Here is a 16,517-nt window from a genome sequence, read left to right on the forward strand (position 1 = left end):
ATAATCTAGGTTTGGTTTATAAACGGTCGATAACAGCTTGAGTGAAATCAGTAGTACCGTGGCTGCCACCCAGATCGCGAGTTGTACGGTCACCCGATTTAATTACGTCTGCTACAGCACTGCGGATACGCTCTGCAGTTTCGCCCATTTCTAAATGCTCTAACATTTGAATAGATGCTAAGATAACAGAGGTTGGATTTGCTAGGTTTTTACCTGCAATATCAGGTGCGCTGCCGTGAACGGCTTCAAAGATAGCTGCATTTTCACCAATGTTAGCGCCAGGTGCCATACCTAAACCGCCTACAAGACCCGCACATAAATCTGATAAAATATCACCAAACAGGTTTGTAGTAACGATAACGTCAAACTCTTCTGGGCTCATTACCAGTTTCATACAGGTTGCATCAACAATCATTTCAGTTGATTCAATTTCAGGATAACGTTCCGCAACTTCACGGGCTACTTTTAAGAATAAACCTGATGTTGATTTTAAGATGTTAGCTTTGTGAACCGCTGTTACTTTTTTACGGCCTTCACGCACGGCAAGTTCGTAGGCAAAAGTAACGATTTTCTCAGCACCTTCACGGGTGATCATAGACATCGCTTGTGCTTCGTTACCATCTTCAGATGTCACTTGACCTAAACCAGAATACATACCTTGCGTATTTTCACGTACCGTGATGATATCAATGTCTTCATAACGTGCTTTAGTGCCAACAAATGACTTAACTGGGCGTACATTGGCGTATAAACCAAACTGCTTTCGTAAAGTTACATTGATTGAAGTAAAACCTTCACCAACAGGCGTAGTTAGTGGGCCTTTAAGAGTGATTTTATTACGCGCAATAGTATTAATGGTATCTTGTGGTAATAATTCACCGGTTTTTTCTAAGGCAGCAAGACCTGCATCAACGAATTCATAATCAAAATCGCACCCTGCGGCTGTTAAGATCTCAAGGGCTGAATCAATAATACTCGGACCGATGCCGTCGCCTTTGATCACTGTGATGGTTTGTTTGGCCATGAACTTTTCCTATTACGAGTTAGAAATGCACGTAAATGTGACGCATTATTATACCAATCGACTTAAATATTTAACCATTCTAGCGTGCTAAATAAAGCGCTAACTGCGTTATGAATTTCTCAAGTAGAACAACTACATATCGAAATTTATGCCTTGTTATCACTCTATTTATCTGTCGCTATAAATGGCTAGTAACTTAACACGATTGGTATTAAGCGATTACTTGTTAGATTATTTACGTGAATGAGTTTGAAAATACAAGCGGCTTTTATAGCAATTTATTCAACTTTTTGCCAGTAAAACCCGCGAAAACGCGCTAAATTAGTCACAATGGCTAATAAATATTCATACACTATTGCTTAAACTTAGGCTTGGCAGCTGAGTATAAAAATCCTCGCTGGACTGCCAATCTAAGCGTTTTAACACTTGTTCAAAAGTATGTGTTTGCCAACTACTTTGTATTGCGTCGGGTTGATACACCTTAATAACGACGAGTTTTATTGCAACCCATAATTGTGCTTCTGCAGATAAGTGTTGTTTTTTTTGCTGCTCAGCATCTAAAAGCGCTTGTGTCCATGGGTTGTTACCAAGCAATTCTAGTAAATAAGCCGATAAATGATCACTATCATGATCCATGACACCAAATAGCCACGCAAAAGGCATACTTACATCACTTTTGGGTGAGTGTTCATACACTGTTTTACGGCTAATTGTAGTACTACAGTATTCAATCAAATAATTTACGTAACCATAAATAGGCAGAGCTAGGTGCTCGAACTGGCTGTATTGATCTCGACTTACCAGCTGATTTAATAAACTTATGATTGCCTGTAAGCGTAATCGTATATGTTGCATTAATGGATGTGTTTGGTAGTTTACTAATTGCTCAAAGAGCACTCGTTGAATGATTGCTGGCGCATTATATAAGCCGACCATTGATAAACAATGGCGTAAGTCTTTGCCTGGTAGCTGTTCTTTATTATAAGGTTTTACTGCTTCACGGAGTAATGCAATTGTTGCAGAATGATTATTAAGTAATTTAGCAAGGGCACTGTATGAGTATTCTTTTTGCACTTTGACTTGGCTTATCAACATTAGTAATTGTTGTTTTTCAAGGTTTACAATTTCAATAGGAGGGGCTATGTGCTCATTGAACCATACGCTAAACAATAATCGCTTGTCTTTACTTGGGCGTTGTTTTGAATGCGATTCTAGCTTTGCTTTGACACTGTACCATTTGGTTTTTTGCTGTTCATGTAAAGCAATTAACAAATCCCGTTGCTGGTGGTTTTTACCAATATAAGTGAGCTGCTGATCGTTATAATTTACCAACGAGCCTGGCAGGTAAGGGCCAAAATGACCAATTAGTGCTTTTAAGGCTTGTTGAGCAAACAGGTTGGGAGTACGAATATAAATATCAGCCACTGCTTTATAGATATCGATATGATCATTTTGGGTACGATAGGTAATGTTCATCGCAATAATATTTGCTAACGCAACTAACGTCGTTGGTCCATCATAGATCATGATTTTTGGCGTGCTTAGCAAGGCCTGCTTATACTTATTTAAGCGCGCTAAAATACACGCAATATGGTTAGTGGCAATATTAGCAGATTGCAGTAATTTTACTGCTAGCTGATGACGCGACTGCCATTGCTTTTTTTCTTGCTGGGTAAGTGGTTGGCGAAGAGCCAATTTATTGGTTTGTGTTTGCACACATAAATAGTTGGTTAAACATACACAAATAAGCAATTGGCTGATTTTACTGTCATAACTTAAACTGCGACAAAAAGCGGAGATAATAACACATTGATTAACCACTAAATTGGTTGTATAACCATGGGTTGTTACATATAAAGTAAGCTGGGCTTGCATCGCATTTGGATGTGAATTATAGAGTTTATAATATTGCTCAGCCAGTTGTGTCAACAGCGGATAAATTTGTGACCACTGATTTTTATTATGATAAAAACTTAATACTTGGTGAGTTTTTTCAAAGACGCTGGCAAGATCTTGTGCGCAATATTCATCCATAAGTAATCAATTACCCGCGTTGTTCAAATGCATCCAATGCATTTGGGCCCCAAAAAATTAACTGGCCATTTCTAAATAGTAAACCGGTGCACTCATCCATTGTCGTGATCCCATCTGATTTGATATGTTGAGTACGGTAAAAAATAATTTGCCATACTTCCTCTTTATCACGTTTAGCGAATGTTAGATCAGGGCTGCCTAAATACTCTAATACAGTGTTTAAGTTAGTCGGTGTAGCGATACTTAATTTAGCGATATAACGTTTATTGAACGCTTCTCGGTCTTGCCAGATCATCGCCTGCGGATCATCTTTATAAAAATTAATGACCAAAGTGGCGATCAAGGCGTATACACCTAAACCTAATATGAGATAGCGGAAAACCTTCTTAAACATTGTGCACTCTTACGCTGATACTTAAATTCAGTATACGCATAGTTCAAATTCAGTGCTACGTGAATGCGATTAATTGAGCCTTAACTGCTTTAAACTAAAGCCTAAGTTAATATCTGTACGTAAAGCAACCAAGTTTTTTGAGGTAATATAGTCAGCCATGCCTATTGCTAACTTTTTACGCACCGCAGCAGAAAGCGTCTCATCCTCTGCAGCCAATGTTATATCTGCGTGCTTACTAATAATTTCTTGTGCTGTTTTTGTGCCAATTCCCTTAATACCTGGAATATCATTGGTTTTATCACCAGCCATGGCCCAAAAATCAATTAATCTAGCTTGCTCAACGCCAAAGCGTTGTATGATAGAGTGATGATCTAAATATTCTTTTTTAAAATAATCATACACATTTATATAATTATTTAAGCTAGGTAAAAACCCTTTATCAGTGGAGACAATGGTACAATATAACTGATTTTTCGCCATTTTATCGGCTAATGTGGCAATAATATCATCTGCTTCATCGTTTACTGGGGCAAACACTACAATACCCGTCTGCTCAATCGCCTGTTTAAATTTATCTAATGAATTTTTCAGAGTTTCAGGCATGGAAGCACGACTACTCTTATACTGTGCGTAGTAATGATATCGCCAGCTTTTATCGCCATCAAATACTGCAATAGCATGCGTTGCTTGGGTGATCTTTATAAGTTTTTCACAGGCGTTAGCTACCCGCGCGCAGCAGGTATTTATCATTTGCTCATCACTGCCTTTGTTTTGATTACTATCAACTGCATAAATGCGCCTAATTAAATTAAGCGCATCGATTAAAAGTAACTGACCTGACACGAATACATTAACCCTTATGCTTTGACTTCATAACATGGAACATATTGACTACCAGGGAGTTTCATTCTTCCTTGCTCAATAAATGCTTGTAGTAGTGTATCCATGGCTTTCATTAACGTTGGCTCACCACTAATAACAAATCGACCATGCTGTTTAATGGCTTGAATACCTTCGTCTTTTACATTACCCGCAACAATCCCAGAAAATGCACGCCGTAGATTAGCTGCAAGCAATTGCTTTTCTTGGTCTAAATGTAGATCAAGCCCAGCCATATTTTCATGGGTTGGTGCAAAAGGTTGCTGAAATTCATGTTCAATTTTTAACGTCCAGTTAAAGTAATAGGCATCACCTTGGCTCTTACGGTAATCACGTACATTCGCCATTGCAGATTTGAGTTTCATTCCAACTAATTCTGGGTTGTCTATAATAACTTCAAATTTATCAAGAGCTTCTTTGCCAAGCGTCATTTCAATAAATTGGCATAATTCGCTAAAGTAATTTTCACTTTCTTTCGGCCCAGTTAAAATAACTGGTAACGACTGTTTAGCATTATCAGGGTGAAGTAAAATGCCAAGCAAATACAATAACTCTTCAGCAGTACCCGCACCACCAGGAAAAATAATTATAGCGTGGGCGGTGCGTACAAAGGCCTCAAGGCGTTTTTCAATGTCTGGAAGGATAACTAATTCATTGACGATTGGATTCGGTGGTTCGGCGGCAATAATACTGGGCTCAGTCAGGCCTAAATAGCGGTTATTAGTGTTGCGTTGTTTTGCATGGCCAATAGTGGCGCCTTTCATTGGACCTTTCATAGCACCTGGGCCGCAACCAGTGCAAATATTTAAGCCACGTAAACCAAGCTCGTAGCCCACTTGTTTTGTGTATTTATATTCGTTTTCGTTAATTGAATGACCACCCCAGCAGACAATCATACTTGGATCGCTATTAACGCGAAGCGCTGCGGCGTTACGCAACATATCAAACACCATATGAGTAATGGCTTTTTGTTCGGTTAAATCTTTTTCGTATTTTTGACAAATAAATAAAATATCACGAATAACAGAGAAAATATGCTCGTGGATCCCTGTGATTATTTCACCATCAACAAAAGCGGTAGTCGGAGGATTGAGTAGCTCAATTTTTATGCCTCGCTCACGACTTAGTAAGCGAATATCAAAATCTTGATATTTATTGTAAATCTCTGAGCTGGAGTCAGTATGACTGCCAACATTGAGAACAGCTAGCGCACAGTTTCTAAATAACTTATAACGCTCACTGGTAGACGATTGCTCTAATAAATCAACTTCAAGCTGCGACAGTAAATCTAACACACCTGTCGGGTTTAACTGTATTAACATAGGCGTTCTCCTTGCTATAAAAAGCACTAGGTCGGTCGCTGTTATTTATTGATACACAAGCGATCACGACCGGTATTTTTTGCTTTGTAGAGGGCATCATCGGCACGGTCAAAAGCGCCCAATGGGGTATCACCTTTTTTAAACTGAGTGGCTCCGACAGAAACCGTTATCTCTACCTGTTTATCTTTGAACTTAAACGGAATTCCTTTCACTGCTTTTCTTAGTTTTTCAAGAGGTTTTTTGGCATGTTCTAAAGGCATACCTGGCATTAATAACACAAATTCTTCACCGCCGTAGCGGGCTATGAAATCAGATTTACGAATTGACATTTGCAATGCTTTAGCAATCACTTGCAGTGTTTTATCGCCTGCGCTGTGACCGTATTTATCGTTGATAGACTTAAAGTGATCAACATCAATCACCACTAGGGTCACATCGGATTCTTGTACTGCAAACAAATGAAATTCATGATGAAAGCGTTCATCAAATGCGGCTCTGTTTGGCAGCTTGGTCAGGCCATCAAGCAAACTTTTAAAACGTTGTTTATGCAGGCGTTTTTTATATTTAGATAATTTAGTTTCGAGGCTGCCAATGCGTTGATTGATCTCTTGAAAACTGCTTAACAACATATCGCGATCTTGCTGCTCGAGACGTTCTTTTTCAATTAAGTCTTCGCTTAACGATTTTAATTCGTTATCAACTAACGCTTTTAATGATGAAATTGACGTGGCATTTTGGGTTTGCGTTGTTAGGTTGTTAATTTTATCTTCAATGCGCTTATTTAATGCAGCAAATTCAGCCCCCATTGCTTCTGAATGCTGACTCGAAGAAACAATTGAGTGGTGTAATTCTTCAAGAGTTTGATTCAATGACACTAAAAAGCTTTGTGCGGATTGACGCTCTTTACTGATATTGCCGGCAATGATGCGAATAATATCAATCGCAGAGGTTAATAATTCATCCACTGAATCGGTTTCAGAGATGTTGTTTTTTATGGTTTTGATTTCCTCAGCCGCTTCATCTTCAAATACTAAATCGTTCGCTAAATTTAGTAACTCTTTTGCTAAATTAGGTTGCATAGCACTTTGCTGGCATTCAGAAACAGTTAGTTTTACTTGCAAGGCTTGATGATAAATAGCTACTAAACGGTTAAGGAGTGGAATGAAGTCTCGCGTCGATTGCACATTATTCAGTTCATGATCCAGTAAGTGGCGCAATGTTCTGCGTGCATCGTCAGGTAACCCTTTGGTTTTTTGCAGTAACTTGCCAGCATCGAGCACACTGTTATGAAGTTCGCGCTGATGTGAAGCCTGTTGTGCTTCTTGATTTTTTAGTAGTAGGAGAATTTCGTCTATTTGCGGGGAAAATACTTCAAAATCTACTCCTTTAGCAAGCGCACTACGAAACTTTGCTAAGCGATTATCCAGTTCAATGTCCATGCCTTTACAGCTTAACGATAACTTAGCCGCAAAGTGTGTCAATGTGTCTACCTGATGCTTACGTGCATGTTCAACTATCATGCGAGTATCAATGGCTTGTTTAAGTTTTTTGTTTAAAACGTCGAGCTGTTGTGACACTAATAATTACCGCCATTGAAAAAATTTCTATTGCATAAGTTTACAACAAAATTTGCACAAATGTAGTTACTAAGTCAAAAACTTAGCATTTTTGATGATTTTTATTCATCGGGCCTATCTGCACGTGTATTTATCGCTTTTAATTCACATTTCTCATCATCGTTGTTAGGCTCAAGCATAATAAAATCACTGGATAAAAGAATTAAGAGCCTTTATGAAAAAGTTTTTAGCTGTGTCAGTATTTGCCGCATTATCTCACTCGGTATGGGCCGATGTTAATTATTCACTCACTGTTACTCAACCTGAGCATCATTTGGGTAATGTGAGTGTTGAATTTCCGCAAACTGCGCAGGCACATTTAGACGTGAAATTACCAGCTTGGCGTACGGGCCGTTACGAAATTTTAAACTTGGCCAATGGAGTGCGTTTTTTTGAAGCTAAAGACGAGAATGGCAAAGCATTAAAATGGGAAAAAGTGGATGCCAGTACTTGGCGAGTTCATCTTAATGAGCCAGCCGACGTAAATATTGATTACCAAGTTTATGCTAATGAGCTTGGTAAACGTGCACGTCATATCGATGACAGCCACGCCTTTATAGATGCATCGGGCTTTTTTATGTTCAGTGAATCATTTCGTCAAGAGCCAGTGACGGTTAAGCTCGATGTGCCGAAAGCATGGCGCTCAGTCTCTGGTATGGATAATGCGGGCTCAAAACATAGCTTTAAAGCAGCAGATTACGATGTATTAGTTGATTCACCGATTGAAACTGGTATTAATGAACTCCATAAGTTTGCCGTAGATGGCCGAGATTACGAATTAGTGATCTGGGGCGAGGGCAACTACGATGTTGAGCAAATGCTTACCGATCTTAAAAAGTTAGTCGCTACTGGGCATATTATTTGGGATGCGTACCCTTATCAGCGTTATGTCTTTATGGTACATGCAACCTCTGGGGCAGGTGGTGCCACTGAGCATTTAAACTCAACGATTATTCAACGCCCACGTGATCGTTTTGGCTCACGTAAAGATTATCTTGCTTTTATTAGCACCGCAGCACACGAGTTTATTCATACTTGGAATGTAAAAGCATATAGACCTGAAGGTTTGGTTCCATATGATTATACTAATATGAACTTTGATAAGTTGCTATGGATTGCTGAAGGCTCAACTAGTTACTTTGAAGATCACCTAATGGTGCGTTCAGGTATATCAACCACGGATGAATTCTTTAAAACCTTAACTAAAACAGTTAATCGCCATTTATCATCACCTGGGCGTGAAGTACAAAGTGCCACTGAAACCAGTTTTGATAAATGGATTAACCAAGGTGGTGACCATGCGCGTAACTACAGTACTAATATTTACTCAGAAGGCGCATTGATTTCGATGGCCCTTGATATTGATTTACTAGAAAAAAGCCAAGGTAAACAGAGCTACCGTGATGTTCATCGTGCACTTTATAATCAATATAAAATGCCGCATGGCTTTACTGCAACTGACGTGAAAACTATTTTAAAACAGTTAACGGGCCGCGATTACAGCCGGTGGTGGGCAAATAATGTTGATGCACCAGCAGATATTGATTTTGAGGCACTGTTTAAAAAAGTCGGCTTAGTGTTAGCGCGTCCAAAAGATGCAAAAGCCGTTGCCAGTGTTGATGCGATGGCAAAAAATACCGGTGAGTTATTGACTCTTACTCATGTACGTCGCGATGGTGCTGCATGGCGGGCTGGTTTAACCAGCGACGATAAAATTGTTGCGATTAATAAAAAGCACGTTAGCAAAGATTTAGAATCGAGCTTAGAAACCTTCAAAGCAGGTGCTAAAGTAACCATTGACTTTATTCGCCGTGATGCGCTGCAAAGTAGTACATTAGTGCTCAGTGAAGATTTTGATAAAGCTAAGATACTTATTGCAAATAAAGATGCAACAGCTGAACAAATGGCATTATTTAAAGCATGGATGGGTGTTGAGCATCCAAATTTAGCTAAAAAATAACGACTGTTTGTTTAAGTTATGATGAGTAAAAAGGAGCTGCGGCTCCTTTTTTGTATTTAGCAGCGGGTAATGCACGCTTAGTTTGTGCTATAAATGCGGCCGTAGCAAAGTGATTATTTATTGCGCTACTGAGTTGCTGGCCTTTACGCGCTAAAAACGATTTCTCTTCGCGCGTATTACTACGTGATTTGATATCACTTACTTGCTCACAATCTTGAGAGAATGGATAAGGGAGTAACGAATAGCCAGCTACTTTAGTTTCCCATATATGTTGTAGGTCACAATCAACAGGACGGGCAAACGTTTTAGTGGCAGCTAATAATTGTTTTGCACCTTGATAACTGATTGCAGAAGCACAACATCCTGTCATCAACTTTTTATGGATCACTAATTTTTGCTCAAACTGCAACGGCACTTGATAGGCGATTTTGCGAGTACGGTTTTGATAAGCTGAGAGTTTTATCAGCTGCCAAGCAAACGGTAGTTGCTCAATATTTTTAATTGCACTATCGATACTTGAATCTAAGATAAAGTCATCTTCGAGTACAATTGCGTAATCAAGTTTTCTATCGACTATGGTTTGCCACGCTTTGCGATGGCTCAAATAACAGCCAATCTGCCCAGCACTGAGCGGGTAGTGATATGTTTGCTTGTTGAGGCTAGGACTGTAATTAATTTCTTTTTGTGCTTGCGTGAGCATGGCGCCATCAATTGCATCTATACGCTCAAAACTTAGCCCATGTGCAGCTAATTGTCGCTGGCTGTTTGCTAATCGCTCGGTTGAGCGAGCGAGGTTGATCAAAAAAATAGCAGTCATAGTTAGGCCGTGCATTATCAATAATATTTAAATCCTAGCTATTGAAAATGACCAAAAGATTGCATTGTTGTGTTGTTTTTATTGCTAACAAGGCTCGAAGGAGTATTTGTTTTCAGTATTTTGTTACATAAAAGTGGGGCTATTTGTCGCAGAAATATTGACCTTACTAATGTTGCACGCGTAACCTGTTATAGAAACAATAAAAAGGATTAAAAAATGCGTTTAAAACCACTCATAGCATCACTTGCTATTGTAGTATCGGGCTCAACATTTGCTGATGAAGGCATGTGGCAACCACACCAACTTCCTGATCTAGAATCAATTCTAAAAGCCAAAGGATTAGAAATTGATGCAAAATCGATTTCTAAATTAACTGAGTTCCCAATGAATGCGGTGATAAGCCTTGGTGGATGTACCGCATCATTTGTATCGCCAAAAGGGCTGGTGGTTACTAATCATCACTGTGCATATGGTTCGATTCAATATAACTCAACACCTGAGAACAATATTTTAGAAAACGGCTTTTTAGCAAAAAAACCAGCTGAAGACTTACCAGCAGCACCAGGCTCTAGAGTGTATGTAACTAAAACAGTTACTGACGTGACCAAAAAAGTAATAAAAGGCACTGAAAAACTCAGCGCAAAAGCGCGCTACGACGCGCTAGAGAAAAACGAAAAAGCGTTAGTGTCAGCATGTGAAGCTGACGACAATTATCGCTGTAATGTGTATTCATTCCACGGGGGTTTAGAGTTTTACTTAATCAAATCTCTAGAAATTAAAGATGTGCGTTTAGCTTACGCACCGGCTATGGGCGTAGGCAAGTACGGTGGCGATATCGATAACTGGATGTGGCCGCGTCATACCGGCGACTTTTCATTTTATCGAGCATATGTTGGTAAAGACGGCAAGCCAGCAGAATTTAGCGAAGAAAATGTACCTTATGTGCCTGATTCATATCTAAGTGTCAGCGCCAAAGGCGTGCAAGATGGCGACTTTGTAATGGTTGCTGGTTATCCTGGACGCACTAACCGTTACCGCATTGCTGCTGAAGTTGATTATGTATTTAATACCAGCTACCCCAAAGCGCGTGAGCATAATTCAAAATATGTGTCTTTAATTGAAGAAAACTCAGAAGATGGCAGTAAAGCGCGTATTGCTTATGAAAGCACTATTGCGGGTTACAATAACTATATTAAAAACTACGGTTCAATGATCGAAAGCTTTAATAAAGGCACTATGTATGAGCGCAAAAAGCAATTTGAACACGATCTAACTGCGTGGATAAACAGCGACCGTAAGCGTAAAAAACAATATGGTTCTGTGTTAAATGATTTATCAACGCTGGTGGCTCAGTCGCAACAGCACAATGAGCGTGATCGTATGCTTGGTTATGTGCACCGTTCACAAATGATCAGTACCGCACGTAGTTTATATCGCTTAGCATATGAGCAACAAAAACCGGATAGCGAGCGTGAATCAGGCTATCAAGAACGCGATTTACCACGCTTTGAAGCCGGTTTAAAGCGCATGAGCAGACGGTTTGATGCAACAGTTGATAAAGCAATTTTACTACACTTTTTAGAGCTTTATGCTGCGCTGCCTAAAGGAGAGCGTTTTGCTGAGGTTGATAAAGTTTTTAAGTTAGAAAATGGTTTTGATGCAGCAAAACACAGTGCATTGTTATCGAAAATGTATGCTAATTCAACACTTAATGATGAAGAGGTGCGCATTGCATTATCTCAGCAATCATTTGCTGAACTTGAACAAAATCAAGACCCATTCATTCAATATGCGAAGGCGATCTTTGCCGTAATGAAAGCTGAAGAAGATAAAGACAAAGGGCTAGCAGGTAAACTTCAAGCTGCGCGTCCACAGCTAATGAGTGCCATCATAGCGTTTAATAAAGCACAAAATAAACCAGTGTATGCAGATGCTAACAGCACATTACGTGTAACGTATGGCACCGTTGGAGGCTATTCACCACAAGACGGTTTGGTTGCAAAACCGTTTACAACACTTGAAGGGCTACTTGCAAAAAATACTGATGTTGACCCATTTAACGCGCCTGAAAAACTGCAGCAGCAAATCAAGGCTAAAATATTTGGTGACTACACCGGTGGCATGAACACAGTACCGGTTAATTTTTTATCAAATGTTGATACCACTGGTGGTAACTCAGGTTCACCGACACTTAACGGCAAAGCCGAACTCGTAGGCTTACTGTTTGATGGTGTGTATGAAAGTATCATTGGCGATTGGGATTATAACCCAGCACTTAATCGTTCAATCCACGTTGATTCACGTTACATGCTGTGGGTGATGGACAAAGTAGATAATGCACAAAACTTACTAGATGAAATGAAAATCGTAAAATAAGTAATTAGTGAAATAGCAGGGCGCTCAGGAAGCGCCCTTTTTTATTACATACGATAGAGTCTTGAGCATCGCAAGATGTAACAACAATTACAACAATCAGCAGCCAATATTTTGCAGTGGCAGCAAAGCAGAATTGAATTGTCCGGCTATGAAGAATCAGAGTTAAAAATACTGAGCTTTACTTTAGTGAGTCATATTTATCAAAAGCTTGGCCAGTACCAAGATGTATTAGATACATACGAAAAGTGGTATGCACCAGGTAGTAACCCTGAGTACTTTTTGAAGAATGTACTTGCAACAACCTATATTCAGATGGGGCGCAACGAATTAGCCATAAGCGAACTTGAAAGTTTGTCTGATATATTAGCTGGGAAATTGCAACCTGGTTCATTGATGAATCTAGCCCGTGTGTATATTGAAGTTACTGACTATGACAAAGCAATGGACTTACTCAATAGTGAAAATGCTGAAGATAATACTTATACAAATATTCTTAGATATTATGTGTATGATCAGCAAAATAATCGCCAAAAGGGGGACGAACTAAAAGCTAAAATTCCAACTCCTTTTGCAGTTACACCCGCAAAACTACCGCAAATTAGCGTTCCAGGTTCACCATTATTAAAACAAATTTAGGGTGCTATTAATGGAAGGCATAGCCTTCCTTTTTTAGATCTTCCACCTCTAAAATGCGTTTAAAACACTGGATAAAGTAGATACTTTTTATTAACTACATTTGTTGTCTCTAACACGTTTGATATTTCTTATAATGTAACTGTCATCTAAGTAAAAATATTACATACCAACTAACATGACTTTACCTTGCGCCATCCCCTCAAGCTGGCAACTAAAATCAATTCGCTTCTCTGCAGGTGTTTTATATAGCAAAGTGAGTTTATGAAAAGGGGTTGTAATAACTTTGACAGTTTTGATTTGCAAACTGACTCGTGTTCGTTTGTCTAAAAAAGCGAAAGCAGTTTTAGTTAGCGCCTTTTTACATGCAGATAATGCTGCATTTGACACAACGCCCGATAGTATTGAGTTACTGATATCCTCAGCAGACAAGGAACTATATCCGCTAGCCATTACACAGGCTGCATAAATATCAAGTATTGCAATAGCTCGCACTTTTTGACTCTTTGGATCTTCATAAACTGCCATCACACAAGGAACTTTAGATTCATTGAATACTTGTGGCTGAATTGTGTTAACTATTAAGGATGGACTTATATGTTTATGAAATAAACGTTCTAATTGTGAAAGTTTTGGTAAAGCTAAATCACTGTTTAACTCAACTTCATCAGGGATGACTTCGTTATTTTCTACTAGTTGCACTAAAGGTAATAATTTATCATGTAGTTGCGCGTCAGTGAAAGGTTTTGACAACACAAAGGTTGCACCATAGCTAATCGCTTCTTCAATTTGAGACTTTTCATCAACAGTAGTAAGCATCGCCACTATTATATTGAGTTGTCTTTGCTTAATTGCACGCAATAACATTACTCCTGACATATCAGGCATATGCCAATCTGTAAGGACAATATCTGGATGCCAACTACCAATAAGGGTCAACGCAGACTTAGCATTGTTGGCTTTCTCTATTAATAACTTTCGATAGCCAAATTTTTCCAACCCTCGGCGTACTATTTCGAGTGTTGCTTGACTATCATCCACAATAAGTATTTTCACGTACATTACTTTTTTTTTAAATGTTGTTGTTATTATGGCATATTATTTTGACAGCGCTAAACTCTAATCAATTAACGCTTAATTTAAGATAATTTAACAATGCCATATGCCATACTTCCTCCTGAGGTCTATCATTATATTGCTATAAATTTTGGGCTACTCATTTTAGCTGCTTGGTTTTATATTCTTTTATTGATACTTAGGGAGTTTAGATCATTTGCGCTTAGCATGGTGAAAAATAATGGAAATATGGATGATGCTACGCTAGCTATGTGCAGAGAGTCTGTTGACAATGCAATGGGCTATGTTAACGATAATCGTAAGACTATTGCTGAGTTAGTTAATTTACAAATATTGTTACAGCAACAATTAACCGAGGTGACTTCCTCAACTAAAGACCATGTTACCGAAAAAGAACAACAACTAATTGATGATCTTAATAATAAATTAAAACAATCGCATAAGTTAATACGTAAGCTTAAGGGAGATCTCGATAAAAGTGTCGAAAAGTTAAAAGTTACTCGTCAAAAACTCTATGCACAATATGATGCTGTTACTGTGCTGCAAGAGGAAAAAGACCAGTTACAAGCGGATTATGAAGCACTTAAAAGCGCGAGCGAAAATAGTGATAAAACACTAAACGTAGATGCATCATCAACGCCAGATCAAACTAGGCTACTTAACACTTTAAACGAATATAAAAGGCAAATAGCAGAGCAAGACCAACTGCTACAGCAACTGCAATTACAAACTGACGGACCAGAAAATAGCGAGGAGTTAGACACCCTAAAACAAGAGCTAGAAAAAACGCAGTATGCACTTAAACACCTTACAAAAGAAAAAAAATTCATTGAAGGACGATATTTAGAAATAATGAAAAATAGTCAAAAATCAAGTTAGCCAATAAGTTAGGTTTAATTAAGAGTAAAGGCAATTTTAAATGCCTGTTCCTCTGAATAAATTTAATAAGCTATTTAAAGCAAGTCAGAACATCTTCCTCGAAATAAGGTTTTTGATTTACCCAAAACATGTAATTTACTTTCAAAAAATCCTCGGCGAATGCATGTAGTAATGGAACTATATTTTTTCTTTTTTCAACAACGTTGTTTTCATTACCTTCTAAATCCGAGCCTGCGCTAAAGTCTGCTCCAGTTAGCCCAGTATAATTTCCATCTTGTACAGCGATACCAAGAGGTGTTGAATATTTGTGTTCGTGCATCATTGCAAGCGCATGATTAAGCTGGCCTTTCCTTCTGACCATCAGATCTGGAGCGGCCAGTGCTACCCCTATTTGTTCACCGTATTCATAGATAGATCGAAGATACCCTTTATCTTCCCAAGGAAGCCATTCTCCAGGCATGAAATTCGCGTATAGCATAGCCGTTGACTGTGGAAAAGCTTTTCGCAAGGAAAGCATATTTTCCTTAATGGCATCTCTATAGCCCTTATAGGTGAAGGTAGTATCCTGATTAGGATCCACTCCAATTGCGGTTTCTTGTAAATTGATGCCCTCAATCTTCCCATCAAACTCCTTTCCAAGTGCTTCCAGTAAAAACGTGAATCTTTTATGTACTTTCTTATTCCAGCGTTTCGCAGTCCAACCGTCCACTCTGCCGTGATCGTTAATTTGTTCTATAGAGCCGCCATCGTATTCGCTAGTATTCAAATATTCCGGAAGTCCTCGGACCTTGGGATCAAATGTAGCATCCTGAAGTTGAACAAATAATTTTTTATCATATTTTTTCAAGTATTCGTAGTCATGACGAATAGTAGAAAAATCGTATTTCCCTTCAGCAGGCTCTAATCGCGACCATAAATACATAATTTGTGCACCGCTAAAGCGATCATGTTTCAATAAGGGGTGGTCTTTTATCGCCCCCCTATCTCGAGCGAAGTAGACAAAATGCTTAATTCTGTTTTCGGGAATAGGGCAGCGCGCTTCAGCGTATTTCTTGTAAGCATTAGCATAGCGTTCGCTCTGGTTGTCCCATTTAGCATAGCAATTAGCACATGACAGAAAAAATGCTAAAATGAGAAAATTAGATAAATTCATAAAATTTTTCCTGACTGATAGTGACGTCTGATTACTCTATTGTGAGCAACTAACTACGAGCCTGTAGAAAAACCCGTTTTAGTTTATTAATGGTTCAATCATAGATTGTTTCCTGCTTTAATTCAATAGGTTACTTCGATTTAATAAAAATATAAAGAAGACTTGGCGTTGTTTTAATTGGCGTTTTGGAAGGTATTTGAGAGCTTATTTGAGGTGCTAAGAATGTCTCCTAATGATGCATCGTGTTTTACAGCTTTATATATTCTGAACAAGGCAATATGCTGTGATTCAATAAAAAGCTGCCGTCGCCCCATTGAGCTGTCTATTTTGACCTTCATTTTGTCGATATAGCT

At 38.7% G+C, this 16,517-nt stretch carries 13 protein-coding genes and 1 pseudogene; 4 read left to right on the top strand and 10 right to left on the bottom strand.

The window, feature by feature from the left end:
* Positions 1-16: 16 nt before the first annotated feature.
* The 6 genes from J7338_RS14505 to J7338_RS14530 all read right to left on the bottom strand — a co-directional run bounded on the left by J7338_RS14505 (position 17) and on the right by J7338_RS14530 (position 7,230).
* Positions 17-1,024 carry an isocitrate dehydrogenase gene (locus tag J7338_RS14505; RefSeq protein WP_210797722.1) on the bottom strand — a complete coding sequence of 336 codons (1,008 nt, stop codon included), beginning with the start codon at positions 1,022-1,024 and terminating at the stop codon, positions 17-19.
* Positions 1,025-1,369: 345 nt separating this feature from the next.
* On the bottom strand, positions 1,370-3,058 hold the full coding sequence (locus J7338_RS14510) for a hypothetical protein (protein WP_210797723.1): 1,689 nt from the start codon (positions 3,056-3,058) through the stop codon (positions 1,370-1,372).
* 10 nt (positions 3,059-3,068) lie between these two features.
* A complete protein-coding gene (locus J7338_RS14515) occupies positions 3,069-3,452 on the bottom strand; it encodes a DUF3192 domain-containing protein (RefSeq protein ID WP_210797724.1) in 384 nt (127 codons plus the stop codon).
* Between the two features lie 69 nt (positions 3,453-3,521).
* On the bottom strand, positions 3,522-4,295 hold the full coding sequence (gene xni, locus J7338_RS14520) for a flap endonuclease Xni (protein ID WP_210797725.1): 774 nt from the start codon (positions 4,293-4,295) through the stop codon (positions 3,522-3,524).
* 14 nt (positions 4,296-4,309) lie between these two features.
* Positions 4,310-5,653, bottom strand: a complete 1,344-nt coding sequence (gene ppnN, locus J7338_RS14525; RefSeq protein WP_210797726.1) for a nucleotide 5'-monophosphate nucleosidase PpnN — start codon at positions 5,651-5,653, stop codon at positions 4,310-4,312.
* Positions 5,654-5,694: 41 nt separating this feature from the next.
* Positions 5,695-7,230 (bottom strand): GGDEF domain-containing protein, encoded by a 1,536-nt coding sequence (locus tag J7338_RS14530; protein ID WP_338109336.1) that lies wholly within the window; start codon positions 7,228-7,230, stop codon positions 5,695-5,697.
* 214 nt (positions 7,231-7,444) lie between these two features.
* On the opposite strand from J7338_RS14530, the gene J7338_RS14535 reads away from it, so the two are divergent.
* Complete coding sequence (locus tag J7338_RS14535; protein ID WP_210797727.1) at positions 7,445-9,229, top strand: M61 family metallopeptidase; 1,785 nt, start codon at positions 7,445-7,447, stop codon at positions 9,227-9,229.
* Between the two features lie 16 nt (positions 9,230-9,245).
* Here J7338_RS14535 and J7338_RS14540 read toward each other — a convergent pair whose 3' ends face one another.
* A complete protein-coding gene (locus tag J7338_RS14540) occupies positions 9,246-10,046 on the bottom strand; it encodes a glycosyltransferase family 25 protein (RefSeq protein WP_210797728.1) in 801 nt (266 codons plus the stop codon).
* A gap of 216 nt (positions 10,047-10,262) precedes the next feature.
* Here J7338_RS14540 and J7338_RS14545 point away from each other — a divergent pair, with 216 nt between their 5' ends.
* Entirely contained in the window at positions 10,263-12,422 is a 2,160-nt protein-coding gene (locus tag J7338_RS14545) for a S46 family peptidase (RefSeq protein ID WP_210797729.1), read from the top strand.
* A gap of 111 nt (positions 12,423-12,533) precedes the next feature.
* Positions 12,534-13,058 (top strand): tetratricopeptide repeat protein, encoded by a 525-nt coding sequence (locus J7338_RS14550; RefSeq protein WP_210797730.1) that lies wholly within the window; start codon positions 12,534-12,536, stop codon positions 13,056-13,058.
* A 159-nt stretch (positions 13,059-13,217) separates the two neighbouring features.
* Here the strand turns inward: J7338_RS14550 and J7338_RS14555 are convergent, their stop codons facing one another.
* Positions 13,218-14,111, bottom strand: a complete 894-nt coding sequence (locus J7338_RS14555; protein ID WP_210797731.1) for a response regulator — start codon at positions 14,109-14,111, stop codon at positions 13,218-13,220.
* Positions 14,112-14,339: 228 nt separating this feature from the next.
* On the opposite strand from J7338_RS14555, the gene J7338_RS14560 reads away from it, so the two are divergent.
* On the top strand, positions 14,340-15,011 hold the full coding sequence (locus J7338_RS14560) for a chromosome partitioning protein ParA (protein ID WP_228733000.1): 672 nt from the start codon (positions 14,340-14,342) through the stop codon (positions 15,009-15,011).
* A gap of 70 nt (positions 15,012-15,081) precedes the next feature.
* Here J7338_RS14560 and J7338_RS14565 read toward each other — a convergent pair whose 3' ends face one another.
* Together J7338_RS14565 and J7338_RS14570 are read right to left on the bottom strand one after the other, a co-directional pair.
* Entirely contained in the window at positions 15,082-16,164 is a 1,083-nt protein-coding gene (locus tag J7338_RS14565; protein WP_210797733.1) for a hypothetical protein, read from the bottom strand.
* 173 nt (positions 16,165-16,337) lie between these two features.
* Positions 16,338-16,517: pseudogene (locus tag J7338_RS14570) on the bottom strand (hypothetical protein); the annotation flags it as partial.

Origin of the sequence: Pseudoalteromonas ostreae, assembly GCF_018069805.1 — a bacterium.
Lineage (GTDB): Bacteria > Pseudomonadota > Gammaproteobacteria > Enterobacterales > Alteromonadaceae > Pseudoalteromonas > Pseudoalteromonas ostreae.

Excerpts from the sequence above, each read along its gene's own strand:
- J7338_RS14505 (WP_210797722.1), bottom strand. The coding sequence starts at position 1,024 with ATGGCCAAACAAACCATCACAGTGATCAAAGGCGACGGCATCGGTCCG.
- J7338_RS14510 (WP_210797723.1), bottom strand. The coding sequence starts at position 3,058 with ATGGATGAATATTGCGCACAAGATCTTGCCAGCGTCTTTGAAAAAACT.
- J7338_RS14515 (WP_210797724.1), bottom strand. The coding sequence starts at position 3,452 with ATGTTTAAGAAGGTTTTCCGCTATCTCATATTAGGTTTAGGTGTATAC.
- ppnN (WP_210797726.1), bottom strand. The coding sequence starts at position 5,653 with ATGTTAATACAGTTAAACCCGACAGGTGTGTTAGATTTACTGTCGCAG.
- J7338_RS14535 (WP_210797727.1), top strand. The coding sequence starts at position 7,445 with ATGAAAAAGTTTTTAGCTGTGTCAGTATTTGCCGCATTATCTCACTCG.
- J7338_RS14540 (WP_210797728.1), bottom strand. The coding sequence starts at position 10,046 with ATGACTGCTATTTTTTTGATCAACCTCGCTCGCTCAACCGAGCGATTA.
- J7338_RS14545 (WP_210797729.1), top strand. The coding sequence starts at position 10,263 with ATGCGTTTAAAACCACTCATAGCATCACTTGCTATTGTAGTATCGGGC.
- J7338_RS14560 (WP_228733000.1), top strand. The coding sequence starts at position 14,340 with ATGGTGAAAAATAATGGAAATATGGATGATGCTACGCTAGCTATGTGC.
- J7338_RS14565 (WP_210797733.1), bottom strand. The coding sequence starts at position 16,164 with ATGAATTTATCTAATTTTCTCATTTTAGCATTTTTTCTGTCATGTGCT.